This window comes from Flavobacterium sp. F52 (assembly GCF_000278705.1).
Lineage (GTDB): Bacteria > Bacteroidota > Bacteroidia > Flavobacteriales > Flavobacteriaceae > Flavobacterium > Flavobacterium anhuiense.
The window spans coordinates 48081-59570 of the sequence record NZ_AKZQ01000026.1 but is presented as its reverse complement, the minus strand read 5'-3'; the positions used below and the strand labels follow the sequence as shown (position 1 = coordinate 59570).

Genomic DNA, 11490 nt, shown 5'->3' with positions numbered 1-11490 from the left:
GATGTTATCTAAAAAAATTATTACAATGAAAAAGTTTATTTTATCCTTAGTACTCATGGCTGTAACAACAAGTTACAGCCAAGAGTTAAACCTACCAGTGTTTACCCAGTATTTAGCTGATAACCCTTTTATTCTTTCTCCTGCGTATGCAGGTATTGGAGATAATCTCCGTATTAGAGCCAATGGTTTAACACAGTGGGTCGGAATTAAAGATGCACCAGACAACCAATCATTGTACGCCGATTTTCGTGTTCTAGATCGTTCTGGAGTAGGTATTTCATTGTATAATGATAGCAATGGTAATACAAGACAAACCGGGGCCAAAGTTTCTTTTGCGCACCACTTGATTTTAGATTATCGTTCAGAGCAATATCTATCTTTTGGTATATCGTACAACTTTAATAGTTTTAGAATCGAAACGGGTAATTTTACTGGAGACGTAAATGGTGTTCCAGTAGCATTAGACCCTTCAATTACAGACAATCGTTATAACTCAAACAACAACTTTGATATTAGTGCATTGTACCGTAACAAAGGATTTTACTTTAGTTTTAACGCCAACAACGTTTTAAAGAAAAACACTGATAAGTATAGAGGAGTAGAACCAGATCTACTCTCTAACTTTCAGGTTTACTCAGGATTCACTTTTAGAGACGGAGAAAATAGACGTATCGAATACGAACCATCGGTATTCTTGCAATACTTTGCAAGTGACCAACGTTCTACAACCGATTTAAACTTCAAATACAGACGTTACAATCGCTACGAAGATTACTATTGGATCGGAGTTTCTTACCGTTTCTTAAATGACCAGTTCCCAAAACCTTTGGCAATGGGACCAATGGCTGGTTTTATGAAATCTAAATTCTATTTTGCATACTCTTACCAGTTGATGTTTAATGGTCTTGGAGCGTATAACACAGGAACACATTCCATCACAATCGGATTTGACTTCTTGCAATCAATCAGTAACTGTCCTTGTACACAAAGTCCGGTTCACGATTAGACAAATAATTTTTATCATCTTTAAGAATTATTTTGTTTGTTTTCATAATTTACAACGTTTTCGTTTTTATTGTTCGATTATTTTTGCTTTTTTGAAATTTAGACTACTGTAAAAGTTCTATATTTGTTATTCTTTCAAAAAATTAAAAAAATTAGCAGATGAAAACTTTAAACGATTTCGATTTTAAAAATAAAAAAGCAGTTATCCGTGTTGACTTCAATGTGCCATTGGATGAAAATTTTAATGTAACCGATACAACACGTATTGAAGCTGCAAAGCCAACAATCGATACAATTTTAAAACAAGGCGGAAGTGTGATTTTAATGTCGCACTTAGGAAGACCAAAAGGAGCAGAAGAGAAATATTCTCTAAAACATATCTTAAAAACAGCTTCTGAGATTTTAGGAGTTCAAGTTAAGTTTGCTGAAAACTGCGTTGGAGAACCAGCTCAAACTGCAGCAAAAGATTTAAAGCCAGGCGAAGTTCTTTTATTAGAAAATTTACGTTTCCACGCTGAAGAAGAAGCTGGAGATGTAGCTTTCGCTAAAGAATTGGCTTCTCTTGGAGATATTTATGTAAACGATGCATTTGGTACAGCTCACAGAGCACATGCATCTACTACAATTATCGCACAATTTTTTCCAAACGATAAATGTTTCGGAACATTATTGGCAAAAGAAATTGACAGTTTAAATAAAGTTCTTAAAAACAGTGAAAAACCTGTAACTGCTGTTCTTGGAGGTTCTAAAGTTTCTTCTAAAATTACCGTTATCGAAAATATCTTAGATAAAGTAGATCACATGATTATTGGAGGAGGAATGACTTTTACTTTCGTTAAAGCTCAAGGAGGAAAAATCGGTGAGTCTATCTGCGAAGATGATAAATTAGATTTAGCTCTTGAAATTTTGAGATTAGCAAAAGAAAAAAATGTTCAGGTTCATATTCCTGTTGATGTTATTGCTGCAGACGATTTCTCAAACAATGCAAATACTCAGGTTGTAGATGTAACTGCTATTCCTGACGGATGGCAAGGTTTAGATGCAGGTCCAAAATCTCTAGAAAACTTCAAAAAAGTAATTTTAGAGTCAAAAACAATTCTTTGGAATGGTCCATTAGGAGTTTTTGAAATGGAAACGTTCTCTAAAGGAACAATCGCATTAGGAGATTATATCGCAGAAGCTACAGCAAATGGAGCATTTTCATTAGTTGGTGGTGGAGATTCTGTTGCAGCAGTAAAACAGTTCGGATTTGAAGATAAAATGAGCTACGTTTCCACTGGTGGTGGGGCTATGCTAGAAATGTTAGAAGGAAGAACTTTGCCGGGAATTGCGGCAATTTTATAACAAAATAGGACATTTAACATTTTTTTAAACACTTTTCTTCGATAAAGGGCTTAGATTTGCAAAAATACAACTCTTGTAATTTGTTGAATTACAGAATTTTAAAATAATGTTATATGATTGTAAAAAAATTATCACTAGTGGTTTCCGCTTTCTTTTCGTTAGCTGTATGTGCACAGGAAAAGGCAAAGACAGACATAGAATTGAAGCCAGAGGTTAAGCTTTCATATTTAGATTCTATTAAAAGTACATTCAAAAAGAACGATCTTGCTACAAAAGTAGATAGTTTATGGATGAACGAATTAGTAAGTCTGGATATTTATGATGATCTAACCAAAGACATTCAAACCATTAACAAAGATGTTACTGTTGATGAAGAACTTCCAACCGAACTTTTAAAAGAGCGTTTGGCAGCGATGAATCAGAAATCACCTTTTGAGATTGAATACAATCAAGGTCTAGAAAATATAATAAAGTCATTTCTTAAGAACCGTAAAAAATCGTTTTCTCGATTAATGGCTTTATCAGAATATTATTTCCCAATCTTCGAAGATGCTTTTGCCAAACAAAATGTTCCTCTGGAAATAAAATATTTAGCCGTTGTAGAATCTGCTTTAAATCCTAAAGCAGTTTCTAAAATGGGCGCTACGGGACTTTGGCAGTTTATGTATGGAACCGGAAAACAATACGCTTTGAAAATCGATTCTTATATTGACGAAAGAAGTGACCCTCTTAAAGCTACAGCTGCAGCATCTGAGTACATGACCAAAATGTTCAACATTTTTGGCGACTGGGAACTGGTTTTAGCTTCTTACAACTCAGGTCCAGGAAATGTTACCAAAGCAATTCGTCGTTCTGGCGGAAAAACAAAATACTGGGACATTCGTAACTATCTTCCAAAAGAAACTCAAGGTTATGTTCCAGCTTTCTTAGCAACAATGTACCTTTTTGAATACCACAAAGAACATGGCATTAATCCAGAAAGAGCTGTGGTTAAAAATTTTGAAACGGATACAGTAGCGGTCAAAAATCAAATGTCTTTCAAACAGCTAGCCGATTTGTTAGACATGCCACAATCTCAAATTCAGCTTTTAAATCCGTCATACAAAATGGGAGTTATTCCGTTTTATCAAGGAGAACAGCATTTTATCAGACTTCCAAAAGATAAAATCGCAACATTTGTTTCAAACGAAGAGCAAATTTATGCCTATGTAAAATATGATAAGGAGTTTAGAGCAACATCATCTAGATTAGCTGTAAAATATGCTCCAAAAGCAAAACCAGCAGTTGCAAAACCAGCGGCAGTTGAAAGTGGTGATTTTGAATTTTACAAAGTTAGAAAAGGAGATAATTTAGGTGCAATTGCCGCAAAGTATGATGTAAGTATTTCAGATATTAAAAAATGGAATAACTTAAAAACAAATGCTGTAGCAATCGGAAGAAGCCTAAAAATTAAAGCAGAAGAAGAGGTTCCTGTTAAAACTCTTCCTGCTGTTGTAGATAAGGAACAAGCAATTGCATCTGCAGAAAATAAAGAGAAAACAGCCGTAGATATGGACTATGTTGTAGTGGCTGGTGATAATTTAGGAAGCATTGCAAAAAAATTCGGTACGACTATTGCGGAGTTAAAAGAACTTAATAATTTAACTTCAAATAACATTGGTTTAGGAAAAACATTGATTATTTCTAAAGCAGCGGTCGTTATAGAAGAGCCAGCTTCAACAGCAATTGCATCAAACTCGGTTGATTCATTCAAGAAAAAAGCACCTTCTAAAAACGTTAGTGAAGATTATTACGTTAAAAAAGGAGATTCTTTATATAGCATTTCTAAAAAATATCCTGGAGTAACAATTTCAGATATTAAAAAATGGAATGGCATTAAAGATGAAGATATTAAACCGGGAATGAAACTTAAAATAAACGGATAATAGAATAATCTTATTAAATTTGGGTTTTATTTCATAAATTAAAAAAATGAATAAAACCCATTTTTTATTGCTATTAATTCCATTTTTCCTGACTTCTTGTTTCAAAAGTGAAAAGCAAAATGAAACAGTTTCTGGAAAAACGAATACCATTTCGGTCATTATCGATGACCAATTGTGGTATGGAGAAGTGGGCGATAGCATCAGAAATAAATTTGCCTCTCCGGTTCTTGGACTTACCCAAGAAGAACCGCTTTTTACCATAAATCAATATCCAGCCAGATTGCTTGAAGGTTTTGTGACCGATAGTCGAAGCATTATTGTGGTCAAAAAAGCATCTGTAGATAAATTTGAAATCATTCGAAGTAAAACATTGCCTCACAATACATTCCGTATATACGGGAAATCTGTAGATGATATTATTTGTAGTATTGAGTTAAACGCCCCGCAAATAATTAAAATTATTCATGACGCTGAAATTGAGAAAATTCAGGATGACAACAGTACCTCACTGTTAAATAAAGCAATCATAAAAAATAAATTTCATATTAATATTCAGATTCCGACAGGATATGAATATATGTTGCACAAAAAGAAATTCATCTGGCTTAAGAAAGAAATTATAAGTGGCAATACTAGTTTATTAATTTACCAGATTCCACTTTATAATTTCAAGAAGAAAAAAGATGTTGTCAATGCAATTGTCAAAATGCGGGATTCCATTGGGAAATATATCCAAGGTCGCGAACCTAACACCCAAATGATTACCAGTGAAGCATACGCACCCTATTTTTCAAAAGTAACTTTGGACAGTAAAAATGCATTCGAAACAAAAGGAACGTGGGAATTGAAAAATGATTTCATGACCGGACCTTTTATCAACTATGTTATTATTGATGAAACCTTTAACCGTGTTTTGGTTATCGAAGGATTCTCTTATTCTCCCTCACATCAAGAACGAGATTTAATGCTAGAACTAGAAGCAATCATAAAAACAGTGAGAATCGACAAACGATAAGGGTTTTTTGTTTCAAGTTTCAAGTTTCAAATTCTCGACGATTAACTGTGCGCATTTCTCAGAGAACTTCAACTTCTTAACAGCTTAGCGTCCTCTGCGCAAATATTCTGCGAACTTTACGGTTAAAAAGCCAAAGTATATCAACTTGAAAACGAAAACAAAATAAAACGAACAAGATTTTTTCGTACTTTTATTTATAACAAACATAAAAACAAATAGTTATGAAAAGATTAACCGCAACCTTAGCAATAATAACCCTGTGTTTTATTTCTTGTAAAAAAGAAGTGAAGGAAGAATCGACAACTCCAGCAGCGACAGATTCTGTTAAAACCGAAGAACCTGTTGCCGAAGCACCATTAGATTCTGCGGCGCAGATGAAAGCTTGGCAGGAATATGCAACGCCAGGAGATCCACATAAAATGTTGGCCGATGAAGTGGGAACATGGAATTGCGATATGACATTCTGGTCGGATGCAAATGCGAAACCCGAAAAAGAAACTTCTGTCGCAGAGATCAAAATGGTCTTAGGCGGTCGCTTTCAAGAAGCAACTTATAAAGGAACGATGATGGGACAACCATTTGAAGGTAAAGGAACAGTAGGTTATAATAATGCTAGCAAAGAATATATCTCCACATTTATAGATAATATGGGAACTGGAATGATGACCAGCAGAGGAAAGTATAACGAAAGTACTAAGAGTATAGAATATTTTGGAGAAATGGCCGATCCTGTAACTGCTAAAAATATCAAGTATAGAGAAGTGTACACCATTGTAGATGCTAAAACTAGAAAAATGGAAATGTACGATACAAAAAATGGAACCGAATATAAAAGCATGGAAATCGTGATGACGAAAAAGTAGTTTTCTTTTCTAGGTTCGCAGAAAATAGGCACAAAGTTTTATTTCAATGAGATACAATTTTGTGCCTTTGCGATTTCTATAAAAACTTTAGCGAAGCTAAAAAAATAATATAACTTAGCGCTTTCGTGCCTTCGCGGCAAAAACAATCAAAAATGGAATTAAACTGGAAAATAAAGCCTTTTGAGGCATTAACTGTTCATGAGTTATATGATTTGCTCAAACTACGAAGCAAAATCTTTGTAGTAGAGCAAAATTGCGTTTATTTGGATCTTGACGGGAAAGACAAGAAAGCTTTGCACCTAATTGGCCAGTTTGAAGATAAAATCGTCGCGTATTCACGTTTATTTGATGCCAGAATTAGTTTTGATAATGCTTCTATCGGAAGAGTAGTTGTAGACGCCAATTATAGAGATAGAAAATGGGGACACGAATTAATGCGCGAAGCAATAGCTGGAATTAAATCCAATTTTGGACAAGATAAAATCACGATTGGCGCGCAATTGTATCTGAAGAAATTCTACGAAAGCCACGGTTTTGTCCAAACAAGCGAAATGTATTTAGAAGATGATATTCCGCACATAGAAATGGTGAGAGAATAATTAAAAAGGAAGTAAATCCGCAATGATTTTTAGAATATTCCAATAAGCAAAAAACCTTAGAATTTTAGTAACTCAGCATCTTAGAAGCTTAGTAAAAACTAAATTTTAGTAATCACAAATTCCACTCGCCGATCGTAATTATCGCCTCTTCCCAATGGATATCGATTGCCACACCCAACATATGTCATACGGCTTTTGGAGATTTTTTTTGACATTAAATAATGAAAAACAGTTTTGGCGCGGTTCCAGGAAAGTCTTCTTTCTTTGGTATCTCTGTCAATTCCATCGCTGTAAATTTCTGGAGTGCAACAAACATGACCTCTTATTTCAAAATTAAGATTTCTATGATTTTGAAGTATGCCTGCAAATTTATCCAGTTCCTTTTTAGAATTGGGAGTTAGTTTTGCACTTCCAATTTCAAATAAAATAGATTCTAGATATACTTTATCTCCAACTTTCAGTTTGTCTTTGAAAGAAGTATAGACCCCTTTTCCAAAACTATTTTTCTTAACCACAATCAAATCAACCCGTCGATTTCGCAAACGTGTCTCATACAGATTTTCTACCGTATCCGGTTTTACGACAACACGTCCTTTTCCTTCAAGAATTATAATTTTACTCTGATTGAATCCTTTCTTAATCAATAGATTCTGAATCGTATTGGCGCGATTATTTGATAATCTAAAGTTATACTCATCATTGCCGCGATCGTCACAATAGCCATAAATCTGTATAGACTCAACGTTTGCCGTGTCTATGTTTTTTATAAAGTTTGAAACAACAGTAATTTGTTTATCTGTCAGATCATACCTGTCAAATTCAAAATAAATAGTTTCAACAGGTTTTTGCTGTGCCGTTACTGTATAAAATGAAAAAAGAGTCAGGGCTAGAGTTATCTTCATTCACTACATTTTTAATATCGTTTTATATTCTGTAGGGTTATTTAATACGCTAACTGCTCTTTTAATTTCTGAATTGTTTTTTAGATAGTACTGATATAAACCTTCTTGATATTGATATCTCTTGATCAACTCTTCCAAAATCATGTTTTTGATTTCTTTTTGGTTTTTATCCAGTAAAGTAGTTTCGCTTTTTTCTAAAGCAGTTAACAATTGCTGATATTCGGCAGTAATGGTCTCGTCTATTTTTTCTTTTTTAGCTGCAGCCAAAGTATTTTTCAACGCGACTTCAGTATCTGTGTCAAAAGTGATTTTATTCGTTTTCAGATACTGCTTGAAAGCGGTGTAATCTGCATCTGTCAAAGTTGGAATCTTATCTCCTAAATTTGGATTTTTGTAATAATATGTTGTAGCATAATCAAATACACCGTCGTTTTTAATTAAAGCTGTTGCAATGGCACTGGTTTTTGCCTCTTCCAATTCGATATCTGGCAAAACTCCTCCGCCATCATAAACTGTTCTTCCTTTTCTGGTTTTAAAAGCATTATAATTTTTAGCATCAGTTTTCTGAGCCACGCCATTTTTGTCTTTATGAGCATAATCCAAAGCCTGAATACATCTTCCAGAAGGCGTATAATATCTTGAAATGGTTACTTTCAGCTGAGTTCCGTAGGTTAAATCAACCGAACGCTGTACTAAACCTTTTCCGAAACTTCTGCTTCCTAAAATAACGGCACGGTCTAAATCCTGCAAAGCACCAGAAACAATTTCAGAAGCCGAAGCACTTCTTCCGTTTACTAAAATGGCCAACGGAATTTCAGTGTCAATTGGTTCTTTCTGTGTTTTATAAGTATTGTTATGTTTTTCAATTCTAGATTTAGTCGTAACAATTACTTCATTCTTTGGAACAAACAAATTGCAGATATCAATAGCTTCATTTAGTAAACCTCCAGGATTTCCTCTTAAATCCAAAACAATTTGTTTGGCGCCATCAGCTTTCAATTTTTCTAATGCATCTTTCACTTCCGCAGAAGCTTTTCTGCTAAAATGTGCCAAAACGATATAACCCGTTTTATCATCAATTTTTCCGTAAAATGGAACAGATTTAATATCCACTTCATCCAAAACCAAAACCGTAGTATTTGGTTTTCCCTGACGAAGATATTTAATGTTGATTTTAGTGTTTTTTGTTCCTTTTAATAATTGTGAAGCATCATCTTTAAAATCAGCAATCAAAACGTCACCGATTTGGATAATTTCGTCACCCGCTTTTAATCCGGCTTTGTCAGCAGGATAATTTTTATAAGGTTCACGAACAATCAGACGATCGTTTTTTCTTGAAATTAAAGCGCCAATCCCCGTATATTCTCCAGTATTATTGATTTTAAAATTGACAACATCTTGCTCGTTAAAATAAACCGTATATGGGTCTAAACTTCCTAACATGCTTTTGATGGCTTTATCCATCAAATCGCCTGGATTGGTTTCGTCGACATAATTGGTGTTTACAGCTTTAAACAAAGTTGTAAAAATTTCGATCTGTTTGGCAATTTCAAAAAAATCTTCTCTAAAACTGGTTCCAACAAACAACATTCCCGCCGCAGCGACTGGTATAATAAATTTCTTTTTGAAATACGGATACATGATTATTCTTTTTTTCTTCTTTTTAATCTTTTTCTAATAAAATAGGCTAATACACAAAATAGGATAATAAACGGCCAAATACTGATTAACGAAATTAAAAAATCGGATAAACTAAAGAATCCTGATTTAATTGCGTTCCAAATTTTTGAACCGTAAGATATTTTAACACCTTCTTTTTGAGCTACCGTCTTATAAAAATCAATAGTGACAGTGCTTTCAGAGACACGGCTTTCTAAGTATTTCAGCTGGCCTTCTTTTGATTCTATCTCCTCACGGATAGCTGAAATTTGTTTTTCAATTTCTAAAATCTCGCTTACTTTAGTCGCTTTCTGCAAGATTTGCAAATAGCGCTCTTCAAGTTTTTTCTTTGTATTTAATCTTGAAGTTAAATCAATAAATTGTTCTGTTACATCTTCTGCAGATATATTTTTGACCTCAAAATAAGAAACTCCTTTTGAAACATTATTTATAAAACGATCAAAATTCTGGCTTGGTACTTTTACAGTTAGACTTCTGTAAACACTATTGTAATCTTTTCCTTCAGAATCATTTATGATTCTTGCCTTGTTCTCTGAAACCGCTTTATGAATTTGATTAAAAGTGTTTTCTAAATTATCTGTTTCAAATCGGAGCGATCCCTGTTTGATTATTTTCTGCGGAATCTTAGTTGTTGAAGATTCGTTTAAATCTTGATCTTTTCTATTAGACTCACTCGCTCCAGCAGGTGGCGGTGGCGGAACCATAACGGCGCTTACTGCAACATCATTAGTCTCAGCTTCAGATTTACTGCAACCAGAAAGTATTAAAAATAAAACAGATAAAAAGAAAATATGTCGCATAAAATTTCAATTTAGAGCTAAAACTACGATTTTTTTGTCTAACTTGAATAATAATCTTACGTTTTGAAATTTACGCTTCTGTTTTCGTATCAGAATCTCGTGGTTTGTTGATTTGAGCTGCAAATTTCTCAAACAATTGAATCATTTTGGTATTGATTTCTTCGTAAGACAAACGGTCTTTGGTCTGATAAAAAAGCATGATCGAATAAGGCTGATCTAGATTATCTAAAAGCAAATGTTTGTTCAAACGATAGGTTTCTCTCAAAACTCTTTTAAAGTAATTTCGATCAACAGCTTTCTTGAAATATTTCTTAGAAACCGAAACGCCAATCTTGGTTTGTTCTTCTGAATTTGCTTCCGCTTGACGGTAAACCAAACGAAGCGGATATTTGGACACCGATTTTCCTTCAGAAAACAGTAAACCAATTGTCGTTTTGCTTTTTAAACGCTCGTTTTTAGGGTAAGTAAAGTTCATTTAATTCAGAAAAGATTTGCAAATTCTAGTGCAAAGGTACAATTAAACCATAAAAACAGTTATTGTTTTCAATTTTAATAAGTCTAAAAATATATTTACTACTTTTGCGCATTAATTTTTGAAGCATGGAAAAAATTATTTCTTATCCAATATCGGTAATTTACTATTTATTATTTGGTTTATGTTTGGCTGTTTTTCACCCAATTCAGTGGATTTGTTTAAATGTTTTTGGCTACCAGGCTCACAAAAAAAGTGTTGATTATTTAAATTTCTGCCTTTTAAAATGTACGAATCTTGTGGGAACAAGATATACAATTGAAGGCGTAGACACGGTTCCGAAAGGTGCGCCAATTATTTTTGTGGCAAATCACCAAAGTATGTACGATATCGTGGCAATGATTTGGTATTTTAGACGTTTTCATTGTAAATTTGTAAGTAAGAAGGAGTTAGGAAGCGGAATTCCGAGTGTTTCTTTTAATTTGAAATACGGAGGATCTGTCCTAATTGACCGAAAAGACCCTAAACAAGCGATACCAGTTATCAAAGGCTTGTCTGAATATATCGAAAAAAACACAAGATCTGCCGTAATCTTTCCTGAAGGGACAAGAAGTAAGACAGGAGTACCAAAAGAATTTGCGCAAAGCGGTTTAAAAATTTTATGCAAATACGCACCATCTGCGTATGTTGTGCCGGTAAGTATCAATAATTCTTGGAAAATGGTAAAATTTGGTTTTTTTCCTGTTGGTTTAGGAAATCACCTCAAATTTACAGCTCATAAAGCTTTGGCTGTCAAAGATTACAAATTTGAAGAGCTGATGGAGATTACTGAAAAAGCAGTTAAAGAAGGAATAAATGAGTATAAACAGGTTTAAGTTTTAGTCC

Annotated in this window: 11 protein-coding genes; 7 read left to right on the top strand and 4 right to left on the bottom strand. The window is 33.9% G+C overall.

Annotated features, from left to right (window positions below; genetic code table 11):
* Positions 1–25 precede the first annotated feature (25 nt).
* The 6 genes from FF52_RS11765 (at position 26) to FF52_RS11740 (ending at position 6751) form a co-directional block, all read left to right on the top strand.
* Positions 26–1006 (top strand): type IX secretion system membrane protein PorP/SprF, encoded by a 981-nt coding sequence (locus FF52_RS11765; RefSeq protein ID WP_035691536.1) that lies wholly within the window; start codon positions 26–28, stop codon positions 1004–1006.
* Positions 1007–1164: 158 nt separating this feature from the next.
* On the top strand, positions 1165–2349 hold the full coding sequence (locus FF52_RS11760; protein ID WP_008465719.1) for a phosphoglycerate kinase: 1185 nt from the start codon (positions 1165–1167) through the stop codon (positions 2347–2349).
* 113 nt (positions 2350–2462) lie between these two features.
* Positions 2463–4274, top strand: coding sequence for a LysM peptidoglycan-binding domain-containing protein (locus tag FF52_RS11755; protein WP_008465718.1), 1812 nt, complete (start codon positions 2463–2465; stop codon positions 4272–4274).
* 46 nt (positions 4275–4320) lie between these two features.
* Positions 4321–5289 carry a DUF4837 family protein gene (locus tag FF52_RS11750; RefSeq protein ID WP_008465717.1) on the top strand — a complete coding sequence of 323 codons (969 nt, stop codon included), beginning with the start codon at positions 4321–4323 and terminating at the stop codon, positions 5287–5289.
* 221 nt (positions 5290–5510) lie between these two features.
* Positions 5511–6152 carry a DUF1579 domain-containing protein gene (locus FF52_RS11745; RefSeq protein WP_008465716.1) on the top strand — a complete coding sequence of 214 codons (642 nt, stop codon included), beginning with the start codon at positions 5511–5513 and terminating at the stop codon, positions 6150–6152.
* A gap of 152 nt (positions 6153–6304) precedes the next feature.
* Positions 6305–6751, top strand: a complete 447-nt coding sequence (locus tag FF52_RS11740; protein ID WP_008465715.1) for a GNAT family N-acetyltransferase — start codon at positions 6305–6307, stop codon at positions 6749–6751.
* A 98-nt stretch (positions 6752–6849) separates the two neighbouring features.
* On the opposite strand, the gene FF52_RS11735 is transcribed toward FF52_RS11740, so the two are convergent.
* From FF52_RS11735 to rnpA, 4 genes are all read right to left on the bottom strand, one after another.
* Complete coding sequence (locus FF52_RS11735; protein ID WP_008465714.1) at positions 6850–7653, bottom strand: OmpA family protein; 804 nt, start codon at positions 7651–7653, stop codon at positions 6850–6852.
* A gap of 3 nt (positions 7654–7656) precedes the next feature.
* On the bottom strand, positions 7657–9294 hold the full coding sequence (locus FF52_RS11730; RefSeq protein ID WP_008465713.1) for a S41 family peptidase: 1638 nt from the start codon (positions 9292–9294) through the stop codon (positions 7657–7659).
* Positions 9295–9296: 2 nt separating this feature from the next.
* A complete protein-coding gene (locus FF52_RS11725; protein ID WP_008465711.1) occupies positions 9297–10133 on the bottom strand; it encodes a DUF4349 domain-containing protein in 837 nt (278 codons plus the stop codon).
* A 70-nt stretch (positions 10134–10203) separates the two neighbouring features.
* Positions 10204–10608, bottom strand: a complete 405-nt coding sequence (gene rnpA / locus FF52_RS11720) for a ribonuclease P protein component (protein ID WP_008465708.1) — start codon at positions 10606–10608, stop codon at positions 10204–10206.
* A 125-nt stretch (positions 10609–10733) separates the two neighbouring features.
* Here rnpA and FF52_RS11715 point away from each other — a divergent pair, with 125 nt between their 5' ends.
* Positions 10734–11480 (top strand): lysophospholipid acyltransferase family protein, encoded by a 747-nt coding sequence (locus FF52_RS11715; protein ID WP_008465706.1) that lies wholly within the window; start codon positions 10734–10736, stop codon positions 11478–11480.
* Positions 11481–11490: the final 10 nt, after the last annotated feature.